This window comes from Micromonospora sp. TSRI0369 (genome assembly GCF_001905625.1).
In the GTDB taxonomy this organism is placed as follows: Bacteria; Actinomycetota; Actinomycetes; order Mycobacteriales; family Micromonosporaceae; genus Micromonospora; species Micromonospora echinospora_A.
The window spans coordinates 358,697-383,248 of the sequence record NZ_LIVU01000002.1; the positions used below are offsets into that span (position 1 = coordinate 358,697).

Below are 24,552 nucleotides of genomic sequence, written 5' to 3' on the forward strand. Positions count from 1 at the left end.
GTCACACCCCCGTCGCGGTGAGGACGGCGACGACCACCGGCTGTGGCTCGCCGGTGAGTCGGACCGGGCCGGTGGCCACCGTGACCCGGCCGCTGCGCACCAGCACCCACTCGCCGTCGGTGCCGGCCACTGTCAGCGGGGCGTCCACCGGCAGCCCCGCCTTGACCAGGCACTCCTTGGCGCACCAGACCCGGGTGGCGGCGACGTCGGGGTCCTCGCCGAGGTCGGCGGCGACCTGCCCGGCCAGCCCGGCGTGCCGGCCGAGCAGGTCGGCCCAGACCTCGGCGGGCCGGGGCCGGACCACCTCCAGGTCGCAGGCGAGCGGCCCGGCGCCGGCCACCAGCAGGCTGGCGACGTCGCTGTGGGCGGCGGAGACGTGCCGGCCGTTGACCTCCTCGGGCCGCCCGTCCGGCCGGTACCGCAGCCGCACCGGCCGTCCCACGGCCCGCCCGACGGCGGTGGCGGTGACCTCCCGGCGTGCCCCGCCGGTCCCGTCCGGACGCGGCTCCACCACCACCGCCAGATCGGCGTCGAGAAGCCGGCCGAGCCGCCGCTCCAGCGCCGGTCCGAGCAGCGCCGGCGGCCACGGCAGGGCGGCCGGGCGGTGACGCACCGCGCGCAGGCGCAGACCGAGCCAGCGTTCCACCACCACCCCGGCCGCGCCGAGGACCGTCACGTCGTACCGGTAAGTGTCGTCGCGGTGCTCCCGCTCCACCGCCACGAAGCGGACCTGCTCGGTGGCGGCGAGCTTCGGTCCCGCCGGCTCCACCCGGTCCACCGCGACCGGCAGCAGCGTCGCGTCCGGCACGCAGACCTGGATGCCGTGCAGGAAGGCGTCCCGCGCGCCCGCGTCGCCGAGCAGCAGCCGCTGCGGCAGGAACGCGTGGAACCAGCGCAGATCCTCGGTGGTGGCGACGTCCGCCTCGGCCCGCCGGGACGCGACCCGGTGGTAGCGCACCAGCCGGCGGAACCGGTCGCCCTGGAAGAGCAGGTCGCTGTAGAGGTCCCGGCCCGGCTCCAGCGGCACCGGCGGCAGCCCGCCGGTCACGCCCGGCGCCTCCCGGTCGCCCTCGTCCGGCTCGAAGCGGACGGTGCCCCGGAAGTGGTCGACCGCGAAGCCCGTCTCGTCGCTGCGGATCGCCACCTCCACCACGCCCGCCTCGGTCTGCACCGCAGCGATCCGGACGGTGGTGCGCCCGCCGCGGGCCACCACCACGGGCCGGGAGAAGCTGACGCCGGTCAGCACCGGCACACCGGTGGCGCCGCTGAGCGCGGAGGCCACCTGCGCCATCGCCTCCATGCCGAGCACGGCGGGCAGCAGGAGGTTGCCGTCGAGGTCGTGCTCGGCGAGGTACGGGTCGCTCTCGGCCGACAGGTCCGCCTCGACCACCAGCTCCACGCCGTCGTACTGCACCAGCGGGCGTTCCAGGAAACGCAGCAGCGGCAGCTCGCGCCGCTCGTGGCGCAGCGTGTCCAGCCCGTCGGTACGGCCGGTGACCACCACCGAGGCGGGCAGCCGGGGCAGCGTCAGCACCTGGCGCAGCAGGCGGATGCCCTCGTCCGGCGGGATCGGGGTGATCCCGGCGCGCAGCAGCGACTCGACAGCCGAGAGCCGCTCGCCCATGCCGACGCCGGACCAGACCGACCACTCCAGACAGACCGCGCGGCATCCGGGGAAGCGTCGGCCGGTCTTGGCTGTGAGCCGGGCCAGCCAGTCGTTCGCCAGCGCGTAGTGCGCCTCCCCGGGCAGGCCACCGCGCCCGATCACGCTGCCGAACGTCACCAGCAGCCGCAGTTCGTCCGGCTCGACCGCGGCGAGGACGTTCGCCAGGCCGTCCACCTTCGGCGCGAGCGTGGCGCGCAGGGTGTCCTGGTCCAGCGCGCCGAGGGCGGCCGGCCGGTTGACCCCGGCGCCGTGCAGGATCCCGGTGACCGGACCCAGGTTCTCGCGCACCTGCGCCACGGCGGCGCGTACCGCCTGCGGGTCGGTGACGTCGGCGCGCACGTACCGCAGGCGCACCCCCGCCTCCCGCATCCGGGTCAGGTTCGCGGCCAGCTCCGGGTCCGCGGCCGGGTCCGCCCGGCCCAGCAGCGCCAGCCGCGCGCCGGTGTCCCGGGCCAGCGCGAGCGCGCACTCGGCGGTGATGCCCTTCCCGCCGCCGGTCACCAGCAGGACGTCGTCCGGGCGCAGCGGCGGACCGGCCGGCCCCTCGCGTACCGGGCCGGGTGGCGGCAGCGGCCGGAGCAGGGGGACGCGCCGCGTGCCGTCCGCGCCGAGGTGGCACTCGGCGTACCCGTCGGTGGCGGCCACCTCGCGTACCACCCGGTCCACCAGGTCGTCGGCGGGGGCCGCCTCGACGAGCGTCACGTGCAGGCCCGTGCCCTCCAGCCGGGCGGTACGGGCCAGCCCGGCGACGCCCCGGCCGTGCTGCACGACCACCAGGCGGCTGCCCGGCGGCTGGGCCACCGCGGCCTGGACGGCGCGCAGCGCGAGGTCCAGGTCCACCTCGTCGTCCGGGCAGAGCAGCACGCCGCCGCCGACGCCCGCACCGGTGAGCGCGTCGCGCAGCGCCCCCGCGTACCGGTGGCCGGCCGGGGCGTACAGCTGCCAGCCGCCCGGTCCGGTGGGACCGGCGGTGATCCGCTCCACCGGTTCCTCGGCCAGCTCGACGGTGAAGCCGCGCACCCACGGGGCGACCCCGTCCACCCGCCGGTCGGCGGGCGCGGCGGCCGGGTCCAGCTCCCGCAGCGCGTCGGCGATCTCCCGCAGCGTGGCGGTGGCGAAGTTCGTCGGGGCCTGCACCGCCGGCAGGCCGAGTTCCCGGGCGGCCTCGTTGACCAGCTGTCCCACCGCGATCGAGCTGAGGTGCAGGCCGTCGAGGAGCCGGGTGTCCGCGCCGACGCTCTCGGCCGGCAGCTCCGCGCGGGACGCGGCGAGCCGGCGCAGCACGGCCAGCGGATCGGCGGCCGGCCCGGCCGGCGCCGTCGCGTCGCCGGTCACGGGTCGCTCGGCGTCGCCGGCCGCCGGGGTCGTCTCGTCCCCGGCCGGGGACGCCGCCGCCACGACCACCGCCGGCGCGGCTTCGCACGGGTTGGCGAAGAAGCGCCGCCGTGCGGCCAGGTCGAGCGGACGGATCGGACGGTCACTGACCAGCGCGGCGTGGTCGACGGGCACGCCCAGCGTCCAGAGCGCGCCGACAGTGCCGAGGAAGCCGGCGAGCGTGGGCGCGTCGGTGCCGGTGGCGAACACCGGCACGTCGACCAGTTCCCGGGCCATCCGGGCGAGCACCTGGCCGGGACCGACCTCGACCAGCGCGTCCACCCGCTTGCCGGCCTCGGTGACCGCGGCGGCGAAGCGCACCGGCTCGGTGATCTGCCGGCGCAGCAACGCCGCCAGGTCCGTGCCGGAGGGCAGTTCCGCGCCGGTGACCGTGGAGACCACCGGCCGGTGCGGCGGGGCGAGCCGGACCCCTTCCAGCCAGTCGCCGAACTCGCGGGCGGCCGACGCCATCAGGGGGGAGTGGAACGCGTGCGAGACGGCCAGGTCCGCCCAGTGCACACCGGCCTCGGTGGCCCGCTCGCACACCCGCCGGACCGCGTCGGACGGGCCGGCGACCACCGTCTGCCGCGGCCCGTTGTAACCGGCCACCACCACCGGTTCCGTGCCGATCAGCCGGGCGGCGGCGATGTCGTCGGCGGCGATGCCGGCCATCGTGCCCGGTTCCCGGCAGCCGGCCATGACCGCGCCGCGGGCCGCGGCGATCCGCAGCAGCGCCTCCGCGTCGACGGTGCCGGCCCAGTGCAGCGCGGTGATCTCGCCGAGGCTGTGCCCGACGGCCACCCGTGCCTCGACGCCCAGTTCGGTGAGCACCCGCAGGCCGGCGAGGGAACCCGCGGCGATGCGCGGCTGGGCCACCTCGGTGGCCACCGGGTCCGCGTCGGCCGGCAGCGCCGCGAGGCGGTGCACCTCGGCGGCGGCCGGGAAGCGCCGGGCCAGCGCGCCGCCGTCGACACTGCGGCCGGAGCCCTGGCCGGGGAAGAGGAACCCGAGCCGGGCCGGCCGCAGCGTGCGCCGCAACGCCAGCCCGTCGGCGAACAGTTCCTCCTCGCCCCGGTCGAGCGCCGCCAGGACACGCTCGAACCGGTCCACCGCCTCCGCGGGGGAGGCGGCGACCACCGCCAGCCGCGTCGGTCGGCCGCGTACCTCACCGGCCAGCGCGCCGGCCAGGTCGGTCAGCTCGCCGTACGACAGCCGGGCCAGCGGGGGCAGCAGCGCGGCCACCCGTTCCCGCAGCGCCGCCGGGTCGGCCGCGTCGAGCAGCAGCAGCTCGGCGTCCTGGGTGTGCCGGGCCAGCCGCAGCTGCTGCCGCCGGATCCGCTCCGGCACTGCGGACGGGCCGGCCTCCAGCACCAGGTGGGTGTTGATCCCGCCGAAGCCCATCGCGGTGACCCCGGCGCGCAGCGGCGCACCGTCCGGCCAGGGCTCGGCCACCGGCGCGGCGCGCAGCGTACGGTCCGCGGCGGTCAGCTCCGCGCGGGGACGGGCGCAACCGGCGGTGGGCGGGACGATCGCGTGCCGCAGCGCCATGGTCGCCTTGATCAGCCCGGCCACGCCGGCGGCGGCCTTGGTGTGCCCGATGAGCGCCTTGATCGAGCCGATGGCGGCCGGGTCGGTGGCCCCGGCGTCGCGCCGGGCGGCGGAGAGGGCGCGCAACTCGGTGGCGTCGCCGACCGCCGTGCCGGTGCCGTGTCCCTCGAAGAGCGGGACCGTGCCGATGCCGAAGCCGGCCCGCTGGTACGCCCGGTCCAGCGCCAGCCGGTAGCCCTGCGCCTCGGGCCGGGTCATCCCGCCGCGCCCGTCGGAGGAGACACCCCAGCCGGCGATCGTCGCGTACACGGCGCGCCCCTGCGCCACCGCGTCGTCGTGGCGCATCAGCACGACCATGCCGCAGCCCTCGCCCGGCCAGAAGCCCTGCGACCGCTCGTCGTACACCCGCATCTCGTCGCGGGCCAGCGCGCCGGCCTTGGCGAAGCCGACCATCTCGAACGGGTCGATGGACAGGTCCACCCCGCCCGCCACGGCGACGTCGACCTCCCCGTCGGCCAGGGCGCGCGCGGCGGTGACCACCGACAGCAGGCTGGAGGCGCAGGCGGCGTCCACTGTCCACCCGCCGCCGCCGAGGTCGAAGTGGTTGCAGATCCGCCCGGCGATGGTGTTGGAGAGGCCACCGGCGAGCGTGTCCTCGTCGATCGGCGGGAACGGGCTCTTGTACCGTTCCTCGGTCACCGCCAGGAACTCCGCGATGCGCCGGTCGGGCCACCCCTGCTCCTGCAGCCCGGCGGCCAGCACCCGGCGCACGTACGGCCAGCGCAGCCGCAACACGTTGGCGCGGGAGAACTCGCCGGTGAGGGTGTTGCCGACCACCACGGCGGTACGTTCCCGGGGCAGTCCGGCGCCGTCCGGCCAGCCGGCGTCGGCGAGCGCCTCGCCGGCCACGTCCAGCGCCAGCCAGTGGGTGAGGTCGGTGGAGCGGTAGGTGCTGCCGGCGATCCGGTGGCGGATCCGGTCGAACGTGTACCCCTCGATGACGGCCGCGTGCCGGTTGTAGAACCGGTCCGGGGTGGCCGGGTCGGCGTCCCAGTAGTCCTCAAGGCTCATCCGCTCCGGCGGCAGCCGGCGGAACGCGCGGCGTCCGCTGAGGGCGTTGCGCCACAGGTCGGCCACCGAATCGGCTTCCGGGTAGCGGCAGCTCATGCCGACGACCGCGATTCTGCTCATGTCGTCACTCCTGGGGTTGTGCGATTCGCGGATCAGGCGGGCACGGGCCGCTTGCCGTTGTCCGCGGAGACGGGACCGGCGGTGGCCGGTGTCCCGGGCGTTGCGGGCGAGACGGGGTGGTCCTGTTCGCGGCGCCGCTGCTCGCGGCGCGAGGCGTGCAGCGACCAGAGGAAGGTGCCGCGGACCAGGCAGACGATCGCGGTGGCGAAGAAGAGCCCGTACGTCACCGAGGCGCCGGTCAGCACGCCGTACACCAGCGCCACGCCACCGCCGAACGCGAACTGGGCGGCGGGCCGGCTCGGTGTGGTGCCCGGGTCGGTGATCATGTAGTTGGTGAACAGGACGAACGCGGTGCCGGTCATGGTGGCCAGCGCGGCCGCGATCGACGTGTCCAGCACCAGGCCCCGGACCACGGACTGCACCACGAAGATCGACAGCCAGCCGGCGATCAGCCACATCCGGCGGGTGAGCTTGGCGTTGAGCATCGTGCCCAGGACGAGGATCACCGCCACGATGGCCCAGTCGGCGGGACCGGAGAGGTTCTCGGTGAAGTGGTACGGCGGCGCGATGGAGACCCACGGGAACAGCAGCAGCACGATCGCGATGCCGAAGTTCGACGGGTTCATGAAGTGCCGCAGCCGCCCGTTGACCGGCGCCCGCAGCAGCCACTTGCCGCTGATCGCCACCAGCACGCCGAAGAGCATCACCAGCAGCCGGTCGTTGGTGTAGAGCAGCATGTTCACCGCCAGCGCGGTGATGTGCGCGGGGAAGAGGAACTCGACCAGGTTGCGCACGCCGCCGGCGTACCGGGGGGCGCGGCCCTCACCCCGGGCGCCCACCGCCTCCAGCAGCAGTTCGGCGGCGTACGCGGTGAGCACGGCGTACACCGGCCAGAGCGCGGGCTGCTCGAAGCCGAGGACCGTGTAGCCGAGGATGTTGAGGACGCTGATCGAGATCGCGAAGCGGCGCAGCGCTGTCACTCGCGGGTCGCGTGGCTTCGTCATGAACTCGCCTCCTGTGCCTGGGTGCCGAGGGTGAGCGCGTGCCGGCCGGGGGTGAGCGTCACCGTCTGCGTGCGGGGCGCGCCGGTGCGGTCCCGCCAGGCCAGGTCGACCTGGACCGGCCCGGTGACGTCGCCGAGGCCGATGTGCACCTCGAAGCTGCGCCGGCCGGAGTGGCCGCTGCCGCCGTCGACCCGGCCGCGCAGCACACGGCCGTCGGGGGTGCGGACGGTGACGTCCGCGCCGATCACCGGGGAGCCGGTGCCGGCGTCGCCGGTCGGCGGCCGGTTCAGCTTCAGGGACAGCTGCGACCCGGTGCCGGGGCTGTCGTTGCGGTAGAACACGGGCGCGTCCCACTGCCGGGCCACCGCCATGTCCAGCCGGCCGTCGCCGTCGGCGTCGCCGAGCGCGATGCCCCGGGTCGGGATCGGCACGGCCAGGCCGAGGTGGCCGGCGATGTCGGCGTAGGCGCCGCCGGGCATCTGGGCGTGCAGACGCAGTGGCTGGCCGCCGGCGATGTCGTCGCCCTCCCGGACCCGTGGCCACGACGAGGTGTGCTCCAGCAGCGTGTCGTTGGCGGTGGCCAGCTCCTGCAGCTGCGCCCACCGGTTCACCTCACCCTTGACGAAACCGCTGGTCTGCACGATGTCGGGCCGGCCGCTGTTGGTCAGGTCGGCGATCTTGACGTCCCAGCTCCAGCCGCTCCAGGCCAGGTTGAGCGGGGCGCTGCGGTCGACGAACGGCGCCCGGCCGTCGGCGAGCCGCTGCCGCAGGTCGTCGGTGTCCCGGGCCTGGTTGACGAAGGCGAAGTTGCTCTCCTGGATGCCGAACGAGGTGGTGATGTTGCCGACGTACATGTCGTAGAGGCCGTCGCCGTCCAGGTCGCCGACGTCCACGCCCATGCCCTTGAAGGAGTCGTGCCCGAGGATCTTCGACTTGGGCACGGTGAGCCGGCTGCCCTCGCCCTCGACGAGGGCCAGCCGCACCCGGCCCGGCGTGGAGCGGTTGTGCAACAGCCGGTCGGGGCCGAAGTCGTTCGCCACGTACAGCTCGGGCAGCAGGTCGCCGTCGAGGTCGGTGGCGGTCGACGCGAGTGCCCAGCCCCGGGAGACGTCGTCGTCGAAGAGGTCCGGCACGTCGGCGAAGGTGACGGTGCCGGCGGTCGCGCCGGTCCAGCGCAGGATGTGGTCGCGCCCGCCGTTGTACGCGGCCGACATGGACCGGTTCATCGCCACGCCGCCGCTGACCGTGTGGTCGAGCACCGGGCCGTCGGGGAAGTAGTTGCCGACGAACACGTCCTCGTGACCGTCGCCGTCGAAGTCCGCCACGCTCACCGTGTTGGTGTTCCATCGCGGCCCGGTGTATCCGCCGTCGGCGGCGGCGGGCCGGGGGACCAGCTCGACCGGCTGGAACGCCGCCGCGGACAGGCCGGTGGCGTCCGGTCGGGCCAGGAAGATCACCGGCGTCCGGCCCCACCAGTAGACCAGAAGGTCGGTACGGCCGTCCTCGTTGAAGTCGCCGGGCGCGCACCCCATCGGTGCCATGTGCGGCCCCATCGGCAGCGGCGCCGGGTCGAGCACGAACGGCTGGTACCGCTCCTGGCGCGCGCCGGGCGTCGGGGTGACCACCACCCGGTCGATCCGCGGGTCGGTGACGCAGAGGTCGTTTGCCAGGCCGTCGCCGTCGATGTCGTTCATGGCGACCCCGGCGCCGACCGAGGAGATCCACGCGTCGATGTGCGTGTACTCCTTGTTGACCCGGCGGATGCTCTGCTGCGGCAGGCCACCCGGGATCGCGATGGACAGCGGCGTGAACCGGTAGCCCGCGGCCACCCGTCGCCGTTCCTCGTCGGTAGCAGTGGCCGGCTTGGCGATCAGGAACAGGCCGACGATCAGCAGCAGGGCGGTCAGCCCGGCGAGATGACGTCGGCCCCAACCCAGGATCATGGACACCCGGTCAGCACCTCCCCAGCAGAACGAGATGGTCGGCGATCCGCTGACGCCACACCGCGAAGGCGGGCAGCGACGCCGAGTCGGTCAGATCGGTCAGGGCGGCATCGGTGATCGCGGCGGCCTGCTCGATGCTGGTGACGCAGAACGCGCCGACCGCGACAGCGGTGTGCGTCGGCACGTGCCCGGCCCGCATCCGGGCCTTGGCCGCGAACGCGGCGCCCTGGCCGAGCGCCGCCCGGTGCTCGCCGGCCGCCTCGCGGAGCGTTCGCAGTTCCGTCAGATCGGCGCCACCGGCGTAGCTGGCGGCCAGGCCGACCCCGCTCCACAGGTCGGAGTGCCGGTCGGCGGGGAACCTGTGGAGCAGCCGGACCAGTTCGGCCGGGTCGGCGCCGGCGACGAACCACAGCGCCCGGCCGATGCCCTGGTCCACCGCGTGCGGCGCGTAGTGCCGCAGCTCCGCCGGCCAGATGTGCGCCGGGTCGCGGTGCCGCTCGTGGACGTACCGGCCGGTGTGGAAGTAGGCCTGGTGGAACCCGTAGCCGTCGAGGGCGAGCCAGCGCAGCAGCGGGTCGGGCGGAAGGATCGCCGGCCAGCGCCAGCGGGGCAGGCGGGCCATGGCCCAGCCGGCGCCCACGTGCGCCATGTAGACGTGCGCGGCGCCGCGCCCGGCCAGGAACCGGGCCATGCCCCGGCCGCCGCCGGGGCGAAGGCCGTCCATCAGGGCGTACGCCATCGCGGCGCCCTCGTAGGCGAAGCCGCGCAGCGGCGCCGGCCGGCGTTCCAGCAGCTCCTCGGCGGCCCGGGGCTCCGGCGCCCCGGCGGCGTCACCGAAACCGCCTATGAAACTCAGCCCGGCACTTTCCAGGGCCTGCCGCGCGGCGTCGTTCTTGACATGGAAGCCGCGTACGTCAAACAACGCCTCGCGCTTATCCGGAGTCAGGATTCGTTGTCGCAGTGCCAACAATATTCGGGCCATGGCAAGTCCAATTCGCCGTGGGTGTACGCATGCGGATCCTGCCCGCCTGCGGAGAAGTTCTTCGATTGGCGTGCCCGCTCTGGCCAATACTTGCGGAACGCCTCGGGGGCTGTCTTCTCGCAGGTTGCTGTGTTGCCTCCGGCGGCCGGCGGCGCCGGTCCGGCGGGGCGGGCGAGGCCGGGTGCGCGCAGGCCGGGAAGCCGGTTGCGCACCCGGCCCGGCCAGGACGTATCAACAGCGTACGAGGGCTTCGGAGCTGCCGAAGCGCGGCCAATCAAGACTCGTTCAAGAGCCGCACCGCACTATTGGTCACGGTTTCCGCGTAGCGATGGAGGGGCCATGGGGCAGTTTTCAGGTGCCGACTGCAAGGAACATGACGGCCGGCTGGCCGCCATTATCCGGGTGATTGAGCACATGAAAAGAGAACTCGGCAGGCCGTTGCCGCTGGAAACGCTGGCACGCCTCGCCCCGTTCAGCCCCTTCTATTTTCATCGCGTGTTCAAGCAGGCCACCTCGATGACACCGGCACGTTTTCTGGCGGCCCTGCGGATGGCCGAGGCGCGCCGGCTGCTGCTGCGTTCCTCGCTCACCGTCACGGCGATCAGCGCCCAGGTCGGGTACTCCAGCGTCGGCACGTTCACCACCCAGTTCCGGCGTTGGGTGAGCCTGCCGCCGGAGCGGTTCCGCCAGCTCGCCCGGCAGTTGGCGGGCGTGTCGGTGGCGGCGTTGCTGCCGGTGATCCGGGGCCGCGCGATCGTCGCCGGCCAGGGGCCCCGGGCGCTGATGCACCTTGACACAGTGGACCTGCCGGGACTGCTGCTCGCCGCGGTGGCACCGCACGACGGAGGGCGCAACGAGTGGTGGACGGCCGCGCCGCGCCCACTGCCGGCCGCGCTGCCCGCCACCGTACCGCCGGGCGAGCACCGCGCCCGCGTCCTGCTGCTGCGGCCGGACCGGGACGCCACCTCGGCGCTCGTCGACGGCGCGCCGGACAGCTTCCTGATCGGCGACGCGGACCTGCGGATACCGGCCGAGGCGGGCGACGCCCGGCGCACCGCGCGGCCCACGCTCACGGTGCCGGTGCGGCAGGTGCGGGTCACCGATCCGCCGTTGCTCTCGGCCACGCCGCTGCGCTGGCTGCTGGGCGTGTCGCAGGCCGGCTGGCGGGGGCGGGCGCCGGTGACGGCTGAGCGGCGCGCGCTCCGAACCGCCTGATGCCCGTGCCGTGGGCCGGGCCGTCCCCGAAGATCGAACTGCACGTCCACTTCGAGGGGACGGTACGGCCGGAAACGCTGCTGGTCATCGCCCGGCGCAACGGGGAGCGGCTGCCCGCGGAGACGGTCGAGGGTCTGCGTCCGCTCTACGAGTTCACCGACTTCGCCCACTTCGTTCGGACCTGGGTGCTCACCACCAACTGCCTGCGTACGGCCGACGACTTCCGGCGCATCGTGGTCGCGTACGCCGCCGAGGCGGCCGCGCACGGTGCTGTCTACCTGGAGGGCATCTTCTCGCCGGCGGAGCGGGTGCGCCGGGGCGTCGGCTGGACGGACATCTTCGAGGGGTACGCCGACGGCGCGGCCGAGGCGTACGAGCGGCACGGCGTACGGGTGCTGTTGACGCCCGACGTGGACCGCGAGCTGGCGCCGGCCGACGCCGAGGAGTGCGCCCGCCAGGCCGTGCGGTACCGGGACCGGGGCGTGGTCGGGTTCGGTCTGGGCGGGCCGGAGCTGGCCGCGCCGGCGAAGGCGTTCGCCCGGGCGGTGGCGATCGCCCGCGACGGCGGTCTGGCCTTCGTTCCGCACGGCGGTGAGGCGGGCGGTCCGGATTCGGTACGCGAGCTGCTGGAGCTGGCTCCGGCCCGGATCCGGCACGGCATCCGGGCCGCCGAGGACGACGGCCTGCTCGCCGAGCTGCGGGACCGGGGGGTGGTGCTGGACGTGTGCCCCACGTCGAACCTGCGGACCCGGGTGGTGGAGTCCGAGGCCGCGCATCCGTTGCCCCGCCTCGTCGCGGCCGGTCTGCGCTGCTCGGTCGGCACCGACGACCCGGCGATGTTCGGTACCGACCTGGGCCGTGAGCACGAGCTGGCGGCGCGTCTCGGGCTCGGGCCCGAGCGGGCGTACGCCGCCGGGGTGGCCGGGGCGCTCTGCGACGACGCGACGCGTGATCATCTGGTGGCGGTGGGCCGGCGGGCCTACGGCTGACTCGTCGGCACCGGCTTGCCGGCCCGGAAGACGAGTGTGGACGTGTCGGTGTTGTCGGGGTCGCCTTCGCAGTCCACGACGACGATCTGGCCGGGGGTCAGTTCGTTGAACAGGATCCGTTCGGACAGGTTGTCTTCGATGTCGCGTTGGATGGTGCGGCGCAGTGGCCGGGCGCCGAGGACGGGGTCGAAGCCCTTGACGGCGAGGTACTTCTTGGCGTTGTCGGTCAGCTCCAGACCCATGTCCTTGTTGCGGAGCTGGGTTTCGATGCGGGCGATCATGATGTCGACGATCGAGAGGATCTCGTTCTGGCGTAGCTGGTGGAAGACGATGGTGTCGTCGATGCGGTTGAGGAACTCGGGCCGGAAGTGCTGCTTGAGTTCGTCGTTGACCTTCTGCTTCATCCGGTCGTAGTTCGACTCGGAGTCCTCCGACGCCTGGAAGCCCAGCGACACCGCCTTGGCGACGTCGCGGGTGCCGAGGTTGGTGGTCAGGATGATGACCGTGTTCTTGAAGTCCACGATCCGGCCCTGACCGTCGGTGAGACGGCCGTCTTCCAGGATCTGCAGGAGCGTGTTGAACACGTCCGGGTGGGCCTTCTCGATCTCGTCGAACAGCACCACCGAGAACGGCCGGCGGCGCACCTTCTCGGTCAGCTGCCCACCCTCGTCATACCCCACATACCCGGGAGGGGCGCCGACGAGGCGGGACACGGTGTACCGGTCGTGGAACTCCGACATGTCCAGCTGGATCAGGGCGTCCTCGGAGCCGAAGAGGAACTCGGCGAGGGCCTTGGACAGCTCGGTCTTACCCACACCGGACGGGCCGGCGAAGATGAACGACCCGGACGGCCGCTTCGGGTCCTTCAACCCCGCCCGGGTACGGCGGATCGCCTTCGAGACCGCCTTGACCGCGTCTTCCTGACCGATGACGCGCTTGTGCAGCTCGTCTTCCATGCGCAGCAGCCGCGAGGTTTCCTCCTCGGTCAGCTTGTACACCGGAATGCCGGTCCAGTTGCCGAGGACCTCGGCGATCTGCTCGTCGTCAACCTCGCTGACGACGTCGAGGTCGCCGGCCTTCCACTCCTTCTCCCGCTGCGCCTTCTGACCCAGCAGCTGCTTCTCGGTGTCCCGCAGCTGCGCGGCGCGCTCGAAGTCCTGCGCGTCGATCGCGGACTCCTTGTCGCGGCGCACCTGGGCGATGCGCTCGTCGAAGTCCCGCAGGTCCGGCGGCGCGGTCATCCGGCGGATCCGCATCCGGGCACCGGCCTCGTCGATCAGGTCGATCGCCTTGTCCGGCAGGAACCGATCCGAGATGTACCGATCGGCCAGCGTCGCGGCGGCGACCAGGGCGGCGTCGGTGATGGAGACGCGGTGGTGGGCCTCGTAGCGGTCCCGCAGGCCCTTGAGGATCTCGATGGTGTGGGCCAGCGACGGCTCACCCACCTGGATCGGCTGGAAACGACGCTCCAACGCGGCGTCCTTCTCCAAATGCTTACGGTACTCATCCAGCGTGGTGGCGCCGATGGTCTGCAGCTCACCACGGGCCAGCATCGGCTTCAAAATGCTCGCCGCGTCGATCGCGCCCTCGGCCGCGCCCGCACCGACGAGGGTGTGGATCTCGTCGATGAACAAGATGATGTCGCCCCGGGTGCGGATCTCCTTGAGCACCTTCTTCAGACGCTCCTCGAAATCACCGCGGTAGCGCGAACCAGCGACCAGGGCGCCGAGGTCGAGGGTGTAGAGCTGCTTGTCCTTCAGCGTCTCCGGCACCTCACCCTTGATGATCTTCTGGGACAGGCCCTCCACCACGGCGGTCTTGCCGACGCCGGGCTCGCCGATCAGCACCGGGTTGTTCTTGGTGCGGCGGGACAGCACCTGCATGACCCGCTCGATCTCCTTCTCGCGCCCGATCACCGGGTCGAGCTTGCCCTCCCGAGCAGCCTGGGTCAGGTTCCGGCCGAACTGGTCCAGCACCAGGCTGGTCGACGGCGCGGCCTCACCCGGCGCGGCACCCGCGGCGGCCGGCTCCTTGCCCTGATAGCCCGACAGCAGCTGGATGACCTGCTGACGCACCCGGTTCAGGTCCGCGCCCAGCTTCACCAGGACCTGCGCGGCGACGCCCTCGCCCTCGCGGATCAGGCCGAGCAGGATGTGCTCGGTGCCGATGTAGTTGTGCCCGAGCTGCAACGCCTCACGCAGCGACAGCTCCAGCACCTTCTTCGCCCGCGGCGTGAACGGGATGTGCCCGCTCGGCGCCTGCTGACCCTGACCGATGATCTCCTCGACCTGCTGACGCACACCCTCCAGCGAGATGCCCAGACTCTCCAGAGCCTTCGCCGCGACACCCTCACCCTCATGGATCAGGCCCAACAGGATGTGCTCCGTACCGATGTAGTTGTGGTTGAGCATCCGGGCCTCTTCCTGGGCCAGGACGACAACCCGTCGCGCTCGGTCGGTGAACCGCTCGAACATGCCCTCGTGCTCCTCACCTGAGTCATCCGGCCACACGAATACTAAGATTTTATATAGCGTTCTGTCTATCGTGGGTGAGTGGCGCGGGTGGCCCGGCGGGCGGCATCCCTTTCAGGGTGCGTCTTCATCGGGGCTGGGTCGCGCCGCCAGGCACGAACCGCAACTTCCATCAATAGCTTCGCCATATGAAAAAGAACTCTCGGCTGCCGGTGCTTCGCCCGGCGGTCTTTACGCACGTCCCAGGCGGTGATCACGCTGCTCAGGCGGGTCGGTGACCTGGCCTGCCGAGTTTCCTGGGTAATAGCTGAGTGTGGCAACGTGGTAACCGGATGTGCCAGTCTCGGCTCACGCTGAGCCTGGGGGGATAGATGACGGAGACTCGCGCCTGTTACCGGGTCGACCTGTTGGGTCCGCTGCACGTGCGGCGAAAAGGGCATCGACTGGAGCCCGGGCCGGCCAAGCAGCGGGCGATCCTCTCCCTTCTCGCGCTACGCCTGGGCGACAGCGTCCCGGTGGGCGAGGTGGAGGAGGCGGTCTGGGGCGGAGTGGTCCCGCCGAGCGCCCGGTCGCTCGTGCACACGTACGTGGCCCGGCTGCGCCAGGTCCTCGAACCGGAGCATCCGCCACGGCGCCGGGTACGGGTCATCGCCTCGACCGTCTCCGGGTACTCGCTGCGCGCCGAGACCGTCGAGACGGACGTCGCCCGGTTCCGGCGGTACGCCGCCGAGGCCGAGAAGCGGATCGGTGAGGGCTGCCGCGAGGAGGCGTTCCACCTGCTCGGGAAGGCGCTGGACCTGTGGCGCAGCTCGACTCTCGGTGAGTTGCGCTCGCTGCTGCACGACAACATCGAGGTGGAGGCCCTGGGCGCGGCCTGGGTGGCGACCTCGCACAGCTACGTCGGTCTGGGGCTGCGGCTGGGACGCGCCGCGGCGGTGCTCGACATCGCCACCCGGCTGGCCCGGCTGGAACCCCTGCACGAGGCGATCCAGGCCGACTACCTGGCCGTGCTGGGCAGCAGCGGGCACCGGACCGTCGCCCTGCACCGGTACGCCGACATCACCGAGCGGCTCCGGACCGAGCTGGGCGTTGACCCGGGGGAGGAATTGCGGGCGGTGCACCGGGCGCTGGTGCGTCCGGCCGGCCGCCCACCGGTGCCCCGGCCGGCGCCGGCGGTTCCCGCCGCGCGGCGCAGGCCCGGCTGCGGACCCATCTCCGGGCCGCTGCACTGGCGGGCCGGCGACATCGCCGAGCTGGCGGCCCTGCTGGCGAAGTACCGTGCGGTGACTGTCACCGGCGCGCCCGGCTGCGGCAAGTCGGCGGTGACCCTGCGCGCCGCCCACCAGGCCGCCCGCGTCTTCACCGGCGGGGTCCTGACCGTTGACACGCTCGACCTCAGCGACCGGCGGCAGTTGGAGCGCCGGCTGGCCCGGATGCTCGGAGGCAACGGCGCCGAGGATCCGGTCGAACTGCTGCGCGACCAGCCGACGCTCGTGGTGCTGGACAACGCCGAGCACCTGGTCGACGCGTGCGCGGTGGTCGCCGACCGGCTGTTGCTGGCGTGCCCGGACGTGGTGGTGCTGACCGGCTCGCGCCAGCCGCTCGGGTTGCCGTACGAGCGGGTCCAGCGCCTGCATCCGCTCCCGGTGCCGCAGCCGGGCGGATGGCCGTCGGTGCTGGCCAATCCGGCGGTCGCCCTCCTCGCCGAACGGGCGGCCCAGGCCCGCCCGGGGTTCCGCCTCGACCGGCGGGACGCGGAGATCGCGGTGGAGATCTGCCGCCGGCTCGACGGCCTGCCGCTCGCCCTGGAGATGGCGGCGGCGTGCCTGTCCACCGACAGTCTGGACGGGGTGCTGCGCAAGCTGGAGGGACCGCTGGAGGGACTGCGACCGCCCGTCGCCGGACCGGAGCCGCGCCACACGTCGCTGCGGGCGATGCTCGACCGCAGCGTCCAGCGCCTCGACGTCGTCGAACGTTGTCTCTTCCAGCGCGTCGCGCTGCTGCCGGGGGTGTTCGACCTGGCGGCCGCCCAGCGGTTCTGGCGGCCCCATCCGTCCGGTCCCACCGACGTGCGGGTGGTGCTCGCCGCCCTGGTGGACAAGTCCCTGGTGATGCCGGTCGGGACGACCGGCGGGCGGTACCGGATGCTGCGCCTGCTGCGCCGGCTGGCGTTGGAGACGGGCGCCCCGGAGGCGGCCACCAGTCCCGCCCCCGACCTGCCCCTGTCGCTGTCCCGTCCGTTGCTGCCGGCCGGTGTGGCGGCCGTGCCGGACTGACCGGTGGCCACCACGACGGCCCGCTCCCCGACGGGGGAGCGGGCCGTCGTGTTCTGCAGGGCGTGACACCTGACGATGCCGCAGGCATTGACAGCACGCTTTAAAAACACATAGCTTGAAGTTCGGCGGGACCGGTCGGGTCCGGTCCACCAGCGGCCCTCAGACCGCCGCTGACCCCTGCCGACAGACATTGGAGGTGTCTGGCTTGAGCACCAGAGAGACCTACGAGTCCCTGAACCTCGAACCCAAGCCGATCCGCCCGCACATCCTCGCCGCGGCCACCGTGGTCTTCGGCGAGGACTACTACTCGGGCCGCCGCGAGACGATCAACCTGTCCGGCTTCGTGCAGCTCAACAAGTGGCCCATGCCGGGCTTCGAGCACAAGGTCGACGAGAACGGCTACGCGCAGTTCGCCACCGAGCTGATCAGCGCGCCCGAGGTGGGCATCAAGGGGTTCAGCTACGAGTTGGACGACCGCATCCAGGTCCTGTCCAACCCGTTCCTGCCCAACAGCGGGCACGTGCGGCAGATCGTGCCGGGCAAGAACTTCCCGGCCGAGTTCTACATCCGCCGCTTCGGCATCCTGGAGTCGAGCACGCTGCGGCTCGCCCACCGCAACGTCATCGACATCTACGGCGTGGTCGACAGCGTCCCGCCGTTCAAGAAGCCGCTGACCGGCCCCTACCTGGGCAAGCCGCGCGGTGACGGTCCCTTCGACGTGATGGCCGCGCCGAACGTCGTCAAGGGCACCACGCTGCCGGAGGCGTGGTACCCGGCCAACGACGAGAACCAGCCGGTCGGCATCACGCCGAACCTGTTCTTCGCGCCCAGCGCCGGCCCGTGCATGTCCATGCTGGTGGACCCGTCCATGATCATGCAGACCTCGCTGGAGGGGCAGATCGAGGTCGAGATCAACGGCAAGACGGTGCGTGTCGACCTGGCCGGGGACTACCGCAAGGCGGCCGGCGCCGAGGTGCTGCTCTTCGGCCCGGACAAGCACGACGAGGGTCCGGGCGTGCTCGCCCAGCTGGCCCGCGTCGCGGTCGTCGGGCACAGCCCGGAGCTGGGTGGCCGGGTCATGCTGCGGGCGAGCTGGCCGCGGGTCTCCGGCGGCACGCTGGGCGAGGGCAACGAGGACAGCCTCAGCCGGCTCAAGTTCCCCGGCGACCTGCACATCGACGCCGAGTTCGAGCTGGTCACGCCGCACGAGACGCTCTACGCCGCCAACTCCGTGCACGTCAACGGCAAGATGCGCGGCATGGAGGCCACGGGCACCGAGCTCAAGCTGGACGGCTCGGACACCGCCCTGGTCACCGTGGACGAGCAGCCGAAGGCCCGCCTCACCGGCGTCAACCTGGTGATGCGGGACGCGCTGGTCGGCGAGCACGCCGCGGTGAACGCCTGACCGACGGGTCCGCTTGACGGGCCTGCCGGCCAGAGGTTCTACTAGTAAAACCAATAGCAACGTACCGTCACGATGTCCCTCCCGGCTGCTACGGCGGTCGGGAGGGACGCGCGCTCAGGGGGTACCGCGTGGACCAGCGGCTGCTGCTCATGCACCAGATGATGCTCGGCGACGCGCCCCGGCTGCGGGCGTACGACAGGGCGCTGGAGGAGGCCGTCACCCCCGGCGACGTGGTGGTGGACGTGGGCGCGGGGCTGCTCGCGCTCTCCCTGCTGGCGCTGCGGCACGGCGCCGAGCACGTGTACGCGGTCGAGGCCGACCCGGCCACCGCCGCGGCGGCGGCCCGCATCATCGAGGCCAACGACCTCAAGGGACGGCTCACCCTGGTCACCGGCGACGCCCGTACGGTCCGGCTGCCCCGCAAGGCGGACGTGCTGGTCTCGGAGATGATGGGCAACCTCGGTCCGGAGGAGGAGATGGCCGAGGTGCTGCACGTGATCGCCCGCCGCCACCTGCGCCCCGGTGGCCGGGTGGTGCCCCGGCGGCTGCGGACCTGGCTGGCCGCGGCCGAGTTCGCCGACGAGGGCTGGGGGCTGTGGGGCGCCGACTTCTACGGCTACCGGCTCGACCCGGTGCAGGAGCTGGTGGCCCCGGCGGCCCAGCTGCACTTCTTCCAGCGTCCGCCGACGCTGCTGACCGAGCCCACAGTGGTGCTCGACCAGACGCTCGACGGCCGGTCACCGTCCCGGCAGACGCTGCGGCAGCGGCTGCCGGTCACCACGCCGGGCCGGCTGCACGCCGTGCTCGGCTTCTTCACCGCCGACTTCACCGACGACGTCACGCTGTCGAACTTTCCGTCGTACCCCGGATGCAACTGGGCGGTCTGGGTGTGGCCGCTGCGGCACACCGACGTGGCCGAGGGTGACGAGCTGTCCGTCGCCCTGCGCCGCCCGGCCCGGCGCGACGTCCGCGCCGTGACCGACTGGCGGCTGGAGTGCGGCCTGTCCCGGCAGAGGAGGTCCTGATGCCCTTCGCGGTGGGTACCGTCCGCGACATTCCCGTCCGTGGCGCTCTCAAGCTCTGCGGCCTGACCTGGGCCGCGGAGTGCCTCTGGTTCTCCGAGGCGGTCTCCAGCCAGATCGCCTCGCTGGACCCGATCAGCGGCAAGGTGGTCCGCCGGCTCGACTGCCCCGGCGTACGCACCGACCTGACCACGATCGGCGGGCGGCTGCTGCAGGTGGCCGGCGACGACCGCGTGCTGCGGCTGGTCGATCCCGAGGACGGCGAGCTGCTCGGCGAGTTCGGCAACCCGCGCCCCGGCAACGTGCTGTGCGGGCTGGAGGCGACCCGGCACGGGCTCTGGCTCGGCTACGAGGACCTGCGCCAGGTCGACCTGCGCGACCCGGACGGCTTCGGGCTGATCGACACGTTCCCGGTCCGGCACCCGATCGCCGGCGTGACCGTCTCCGACAGCTACCTCGTCTACTCCGACCACGACGCGGCCACCATCAACCTGTACGACGTGGCGGCCCGCCGGGAGGTGGCCGCCTACTCGGTCGCGGGCAACCCGACCGGCATCACCTGGGACGGCCGCCGCATCTGGTACTGCGACTTCACCACCCTGCAACTCCGGGCGATCGAGGTGCCGGGCATCACGAAGGGTTGACGTCCATGGTGACCACGCGCGCTCTGCTGGCCCGCTCCACCCGCATCGGCGCGGTCGGCGCCGCCCACCTGCTGCCGGCGCTGCCGCCGGCGCTGGTCAAGGCGGCCCGAGGTGACCGGGCGGCGGCCCGCCGGCTGCTGTACCGCCGCCTCACCACGCTGCTGATGCGGCTCGGCCCCACGTTCGTCAAGGCCGGGCAGGTGCTCGGCACCCGGCGCGACGTGCTGCCGGCCGCGCTCTGCGACGAGCTGTCGGTGCTCCAGGACCGGGTCGACCCGATGACACCCCAGCAGACCAGGCGGGCGCTCGCCGAGGCGTACGGCAGCGAGACCCCCGCGGAGTTCGCGGAGATCGACCCGACGCCGGTGGCCAGCGGCAGCGTGGCCTGCGTCTACCGCGGCCGGATGCCCGACGGCGCCGAGGTGGCGCTCAAGCTGCGCCGTCCCGGCATCGAGTCGACGATGGCTCTCGACCTCGCGCTGATGCGGCGCGGCGCCCGGGTGATGGCCCGGCTGCCGATGCTGCGCGGCGTCCCGGTGCGGGAAGTCGTGGAGAACATGTGCGGCGCGGTGTTCGGCCAGCTCGACTTCGCCCGGGAGGCGGAGAACCTGCGCCGGCTCAAGGAGAACCTCGCCGTGGTGCCCCGGGTCCGGGTGCCCGGCGTACGCGACGACGCCTGCCGTCCGCGCTGCCTGGTCATGGAGTTCGTGCCCGACCTCGACGTGGACGTGGCGCGGTCGATGTCGGCGGCCGTGCGCAAGCGGTTCGCCGCCTCCGCGATGACGGCGATCTACCACATGCTCTTCGTGGACGGATTCGTCCACTGCGACATGCACCCGGGCAACCTCTACTTCACCCGGGGCGCCCAGGTGGTGGTGCTCGACGCCGGGTTCAGCGTGCAGCTCACCGAGGAGCTGCGCCGGCTCTTCGCCGAGTTCTTCATGAACATGTCGATCGGGCGCGGCCGGTACTGCGCCGAGATCGTGGTGCGCAGCGGCACGGGGCTGCGGCCGGACGCCGACGTGGAGACGTTCCTGGTCAAGATGGCCGACCTGGTGGAGCGCAGCCACGGGCTGCCGGCCCGCGAGTTCAGCCTGATCGCGTTCGCCGCGGAGATGTTCGACCTGCAACGCCGCCACGGCGTGCACGCCGCGCCGGAACTCATCTTCCCGCTGCTCTCGCTGCTGGTGATCGAGGGGACGGTACGCGAGCTCGACCCCGACCTCGATTTCCAGGAGCTGGCCAAGCCGGTGCTGATGCGCGGGCTCTTCGGCCGCCGGGCCGCCGCCTGAGCGCCACCTGTGCGCTGACCGAACGGTCGACCGGGCCTGGCCGGTCGCTTCGACCGGGCGGCCCTACCTGCGCAAACAGCCGACTAAAATATACGATAGCGGAATGGCACAGACTGGCCTCGCCGGCAAGCGCTCCTACCACCAGTACTGCGGGCTCGCGTCCGCGCTCGACGTGCTGGGTGAGCGCTGGACGCTGCTGATCATCCGTGAGCTGCTGATGGGCCCCCGGCGCTACAGCGAGCTGCTCGCGGACCTGCCCGGCATCGGCACGAACCTGCTCGCCGACCGGCTCAAGTTCCTCGTCGACTCGGGCGTGCTGCGGCAGGTCGACGTGCACGGCACCGGCGGCCGGCTCTCCTACGAGCTGACCCCGACCGGGCAGGCGCTGCGGCCGATGGTGCTCGGGCTCGCGCACTGGGGTCTGGAGTTCGTCGGTGACCTGAGGGCCGAGGACACGGTCCGCCCGCACTGGGGTTTCCTCGCCGTCGAGGCGATGTTCCAGTGGGACAAGATCTCCCCGATCGACGAGAGCTACCAGTTCCAGGTCGACGACGAGGTCTTCCGCATCGACGTCGCAGACGGTGTGCCGCGCGTGGCGAAGGGGCCGTCCGAGAACGCGGCGATGGTGGCGACCACCGACGCGGCCACGTTCGTCCGCATCGGCGCCGGCCGGGTCACGCCGCTCATGGCGATGGTCGGGGGCCAGCTCAAGCTGGAGGGCGACATCGACGCGGTGCTGCGCTGCTGCGAGCTGCTCGGCCTGGACGCCGGCGCGGCGCCCGCCGCCCAGGCGGTCTCCGGTCACTGACCCGCGCCAGGGGGTGACGGGACCGGATCACTATATTATTCTGAACTAGCCTCGGCGTTCGTCGGGGCCCGTCGTCGTCCGGCACGCCGCGCCCGTGCGGCCCCTCCCGAGCATGTGGTCCCACGGGGACGACCGGTCCGCCCCTTTCGTCGCCCGAGCGCCAGACGGCGCCGTGCGCGTCGCGGGGCGAACCCCGCGCGGCGCGTGCGCCGGCACCGACGACCGGCCGTCAAGCGACAGGAGCCGGCATGACGGACACGGTGCGACACGATCCGGAGGCGCTGCCCAGGGCGGTACGGGACGACTTCCCCCTGCTGCTCCGCCGCTCCGGCGACCTCGTCGCCTACCTGGACAACGCCGCCACCACGCAGAAGCCCCGCGTCGTCCTGGACGCGATCACCGACTACTACACCGGGGCGAACAGCAACGTCGGGCGCGGCTACCACCGGCTCGGCCTGGAGTCCACCGAGCGGTACGAGCAGGCCCGCGAGAGCGTCGCGCGGGCGATCGGCGCGGCGCAGCCGGAGGAGGTGCTCTTCACCGCCGGCACCACCGCCGCCGTCAACCTCGTCGCGGACACCGCCGGACAGCGGGTGGCCGGGCCGGGCCGGCGGGTCGTGGTGACCGGCATGGAGCACAACAGCAACCTGCTGCCCTGGCGCCGGCTCTGCGACCGGACGGGCGCCACGTTGACAGTGGTGCCGGCCGGACCCGACGGGCGGGTCGACGCCGACCGGTTCGCCGCCGCGCTCGGCCCGGACACCGCGCTGGTGGCGGTCAGCCACGTCTCGAACGTGCTCGGCACCGTCAACCCGGTACGGGAGATGACCGCCGCCGCCCGCCGGGCCGGCGCGCTCGTGGTGGTCGACGGCGCCCAGGCCGTACCGCACCGTCCGGTCGACGTGCGCGAGATCGACGCCGACTTCTACTGCTTCTCCGGGCACAAGGCGTACGGGCCGATGGGCGTCGGCGTGCTGCACGGCCGCCGGGACCTGCTCGCCGGGCTGCCGCCGTACCAGGTGGGCGGCGGCACCGTGAAGGGCGTCGCGGCCGACCAGCCGGTCCGCTACCTGGACGGGCCGGCCCGGTGGGAGGCCGGCACACCGCACGTGGCCGGCGCGGTCGGGCTGGCCGCCGCCCTGGACTACCTGCGCGACCTCGGCTGGGACGCGATCCGCCGGCACGACCGGGCGCTGGTCCGGCACGCCGTGGACGTGCTCACCGCAGTCGAGGGGGTGCGGGTGGTCGGCGACCCGGCCGCCGACCCGAGCGGCATCGTCTCGTTCGTGGTCGAGGGCATCCACCCGTACGACGTCGGGGCGCACCTGGACCGGCACGGCGTGGCGGTGCGTTGCGGCGTGCACTGCGCCAGCACCTTCCTCGACGCGCTCGGGCTGCTCGGCACCGTCCGGCTCTCCTTCGGCGTCTACAACACCACCGCCGAGATCGACCTCGTCGGCGAGCTGCTCGCCGGCGTACGACCGGGGCCCTGGACCACCGACCACCCCGACGTCCGGTTCCTCTGAGCAGCGCCCGGAAGGGAGCGTCATGAGGTTCGACACCCGGCTGGTGCACGTCGGCCAGCAACCCGTGCCCGGCACCGGCGCCGTGGTGCCGCCGATCCACCTCAGCACCACCTACGACCGCACCGCCCAGGACCCGCCGCGCTACTTCTACGCCCGGGGCGAGCAGCCCAACCGGGAGGCGCTGGAGGAGTGCCTCGCCGCGCTGGAGGACGCCCGGCACGCGACCGTCTACACCAGCGGGCAGGCCGCCGCGACCACAGCGCTGTCGCTGGTGCCGCCCGGCCGGCTGGTGCTCGCCTCCGACGACGTCTACGGCGGCACCCACCAGCTGCTCGCCGCCGCCGCCGAACGCGGCGTGACGGTACGGCAGGTGGACCTCGCCGATCCGGCCGAGCGGGACCGCGCGCTGTCCGAGTGCGGCCCGGAACTGGCCATGGTGTGGCTGGAGACACCCACCAACCCGCTGCTCAAGGTCGCCGACATCGCCGCGGTGTCCGACCTCGCGCACCGGCACGGCGCCCTGGTCGTGGTGGACAACACGCTGGCCGGGCCGGTGCTGCAACGACCGCTCGCCCACGGCGCGGACATCACGCTCTACAGCACCACCAAGTCCGTCGCCGGTCACCTCGACGTGCTCGGCGGCGCGCTCGTCTACCAGGACGAGGAGCTGCACCAGCGGTTCCTGGCGTACCGCACGGTGGCCGGCAACGCCCCCGGCGGCTTCGACTGCTACCTCACCCACCGGGGCCTGAAGACGCTGTCGCTGCGTACCGCCCGGCAGGTGGAGAACACCCGGGCGGTGGTGGCGGCGCTGCTGGCCGAGCCGAGCGTCGACCGGGTCAGCTATCCGGGGCTGCCCGCGCATCCGCAGCACGCGGTGGCGGCCCGGCAGATGACCGCGCCCGGCGCGCTCGCCGCCTTCGAGTACCGCGGCGACCCGGCCAAGCTGCTCGACCGGGTACGCCTGTTCACCGCCGCGGTCAGCCTCGGCGGCGTCCGTTCCCTGATCGAGTGCCCGGCGCTGATGACCCACCGCCCGGTGCCGCCCGAGGTGCGCCGGCGTCTCGGGCTGACCGACCGGCTGATCCGGATCTCACCCGGCATCGAAGACCCGGCCGACCTGGTCGAGGACCTGGTCACCGCGCTGCGCGACGGCGCCTGACCCGCTGACCGGCATTACCGCCCCGCGAAGGAGG

Annotated in this window: 15 protein-coding genes; 10 read left to right on the plus strand and 5 right to left on the minus strand. The window is 73.0% G+C overall.

Annotation, left to right across the window (positions count from 1 at the left end; genetic code table 11):
* Position 1: 1 nt before the first annotated feature.
* Genes AMK25_RS06955 through AMK25_RS06970 form a run of 4 tightly spaced genes read right to left on the minus strand, consistent with a single transcriptional unit; the run spans position 2 to position 9,708 of the window.
* The gene (locus AMK25_RS06955; RefSeq protein WP_073827301.1) at positions 2 to 5,779 is read right to left on the minus strand and encodes a type I polyketide synthase; all 5,778 of its coding nucleotides are present in this window, start codon (positions 5,777 to 5,779) and stop codon (positions 2 to 4) included.
* A 32-nt stretch (positions 5,780 to 5,811) separates the two neighbouring features.
* Complete coding sequence (locus AMK25_RS06960) at positions 5,812 to 6,783, minus strand: enediyne biosynthesis protein (protein WP_073827302.1); 972 nt, start codon at positions 6,781 to 6,783, stop codon at positions 5,812 to 5,814.
* On the minus strand, positions 6,780 to 8,732 hold the full coding sequence (locus AMK25_RS06965) for a CRTAC1 family protein (RefSeq protein WP_073827303.1): 1,953 nt from the start codon (positions 8,730 to 8,732) through the stop codon (positions 6,780 to 6,782). The genes AMK25_RS06960 and AMK25_RS06965 overlap by 4 nt, the downstream gene beginning before the upstream one ends.
* A 4-nt stretch (positions 8,733 to 8,736) precedes the next feature.
* The gene (locus AMK25_RS06970; RefSeq protein ID WP_073827304.1) at positions 8,737 to 9,708 is read right to left on the minus strand and encodes a DUF1702 family protein; all 972 of its coding nucleotides are present in this window, start codon (positions 9,706 to 9,708) and stop codon (positions 8,737 to 8,739) included.
* 414 nt (positions 9,709 to 10,122) lie between these two features.
* On the opposite strand from AMK25_RS06970, the gene AMK25_RS06975 reads away from it, so the two are divergent.
* Together AMK25_RS06975 and add are read left to right on the plus strand one after the other, a co-directional pair.
* Positions 10,123 to 10,923, plus strand: a complete 801-nt coding sequence (locus tag AMK25_RS06975) for a helix-turn-helix domain-containing protein (protein WP_241826297.1) — start codon at positions 10,123 to 10,125, stop codon at positions 10,921 to 10,923.
* On the plus strand, positions 10,923 to 11,912 hold the full coding sequence (gene add / locus AMK25_RS06980) for an adenosine deaminase (RefSeq protein ID WP_073827306.1): 990 nt from the start codon (positions 10,923 to 10,925) through the stop codon (positions 11,910 to 11,912). Before AMK25_RS06975 ends, add begins: the two co-directional genes overlap by 1 nt.
* Here the strand turns inward: add and AMK25_RS06985 are convergent.
* A complete protein-coding gene (locus AMK25_RS06985) occupies positions 11,903 to 14,386 on the minus strand; it encodes an ATP-dependent Clp protease ATP-binding subunit (protein ID WP_073827307.1) in 2,484 nt (827 codons plus the stop codon). The genes add and AMK25_RS06985 overlap by 10 nt on opposite strands.
* A 368-nt stretch (positions 14,387 to 14,754) precedes the next feature.
* Between AMK25_RS06985 and AMK25_RS06990 the strand changes: the two genes are divergently transcribed.
* The 8 genes from AMK25_RS06990 (at position 14,755) to AMK25_RS07025 (ending at position 24,518) form a co-directional block, all read left to right on the plus strand.
* On the plus strand, positions 14,755 to 16,659 hold the full coding sequence (locus tag AMK25_RS06990) for a BTAD domain-containing putative transcriptional regulator (RefSeq protein WP_073827308.1): 1,905 nt from the start codon (positions 14,755 to 14,757) through the stop codon (positions 16,657 to 16,659).
* Positions 16,660 to 16,864: 205 nt separating this feature from the next.
* On the plus strand, positions 16,865 to 18,064 hold the full coding sequence (locus AMK25_RS06995; protein WP_073827309.1) for a DUF6004 family protein: 1,200 nt from the start codon (positions 16,865 to 16,867) through the stop codon (positions 18,062 to 18,064).
* A gap of 128 nt (positions 18,065 to 18,192) precedes the next feature.
* A complete protein-coding gene (locus tag AMK25_RS07000) occupies positions 18,193 to 19,089 on the plus strand; it encodes a 50S ribosomal protein L11 methyltransferase (RefSeq protein ID WP_073827310.1) in 897 nt (298 codons plus the stop codon).
* Positions 19,089 to 19,730, plus strand: coding sequence for a hypothetical protein (locus tag AMK25_RS07005; protein ID WP_073827311.1), 642 nt, complete (start codon positions 19,089 to 19,091; stop codon positions 19,728 to 19,730). The genes AMK25_RS07000 and AMK25_RS07005 overlap by 1 nt, the downstream gene beginning before the upstream one ends.
* Positions 19,731 to 19,735: 5 nt before the next feature.
* A complete protein-coding gene (locus AMK25_RS07010) occupies positions 19,736 to 21,022 on the plus strand; it encodes an ABC1 kinase family protein (protein ID WP_073827312.1) in 1,287 nt (428 codons plus the stop codon).
* Positions 21,023 to 21,125: 103 nt separating this feature from the next.
* Complete coding sequence (locus tag AMK25_RS07015; protein WP_073827313.1) at positions 21,126 to 21,830, plus strand: winged helix-turn-helix transcriptional regulator; 705 nt, start codon at positions 21,126 to 21,128, stop codon at positions 21,828 to 21,830.
* Positions 21,831 to 22,078: 248 nt separating this feature from the next.
* A complete protein-coding gene (locus tag AMK25_RS07020) occupies positions 22,079 to 23,356 on the plus strand; it encodes an aminotransferase class V-fold PLP-dependent enzyme (RefSeq protein WP_073827314.1) in 1,278 nt (425 codons plus the stop codon).
* A gap of 22 nt (positions 23,357 to 23,378) precedes the next feature.
* Positions 23,379 to 24,518 carry a trans-sulfuration enzyme family protein gene (locus tag AMK25_RS07025; protein WP_073827315.1) on the plus strand — a complete coding sequence of 380 codons (1,140 nt, stop codon included), beginning with the start codon at positions 23,379 to 23,381 and terminating at the stop codon, positions 24,516 to 24,518.
* Positions 24,519 to 24,552: the final 34 nt, after the last annotated feature.

Bases quoted from the DNA above. Each gene is read 5' to 3' on its own strand.
- AMK25_RS06970 (WP_073827304.1), bottom strand. From the start codon at position 9,708: ATGGCCCGAATATTGTTGGCACTGCGACAACGAATCCTGACTCCGGAT.
- AMK25_RS06960 (WP_073827302.1), bottom strand. From the start codon at position 6,783: ATGACGAAGCCACGCGACCCGCGAGTGACAGCGCTGCGCCGCTTCGCG.
- AMK25_RS07020 (WP_073827314.1), top strand. From the start codon at position 22,079: ATGACGGACACGGTGCGACACGATCCGGAGGCGCTGCCCAGGGCGGTA.
- AMK25_RS06975 (WP_241826297.1), top strand. From the start codon at position 10,123: ATGAAAAGAGAACTCGGCAGGCCGTTGCCGCTGGAAACGCTGGCACGC.
- AMK25_RS07010 (WP_073827312.1), top strand. From the start codon at position 19,736: ATGGTGACCACGCGCGCTCTGCTGGCCCGCTCCACCCGCATCGGCGCG.
- add (WP_073827306.1), top strand. From the start codon at position 10,923: ATGCCCGTGCCGTGGGCCGGGCCGTCCCCGAAGATCGAACTGCACGTC.
- AMK25_RS07025 (WP_073827315.1), top strand. From the start codon at position 23,379: ATGAGGTTCGACACCCGGCTGGTGCACGTCGGCCAGCAACCCGTGCCC.
- AMK25_RS06985 (WP_073827307.1), bottom strand. From the start codon at position 14,386: ATGTTCGAGCGGTTCACCGACCGAGCGCGACGGGTTGTCGTCCTGGCC.
- AMK25_RS06990 (WP_073827308.1), top strand. From the start codon at position 14,755: ATGACGGAGACTCGCGCCTGTTACCGGGTCGACCTGTTGGGTCCGCTG.
- AMK25_RS07015 (WP_073827313.1), top strand. From the start codon at position 21,126: ATGGCACAGACTGGCCTCGCCGGCAAGCGCTCCTACCACCAGTACTGC.
- AMK25_RS07005 (WP_073827311.1), top strand. From the start codon at position 19,089: ATGCCCTTCGCGGTGGGTACCGTCCGCGACATTCCCGTCCGTGGCGCT.
- AMK25_RS06955 (WP_073827301.1), bottom strand. From the start codon at position 5,779: ATGAGCAGAATCGCGGTCGTCGGCATGAGCTGCCGCTACCCGGAAGCC.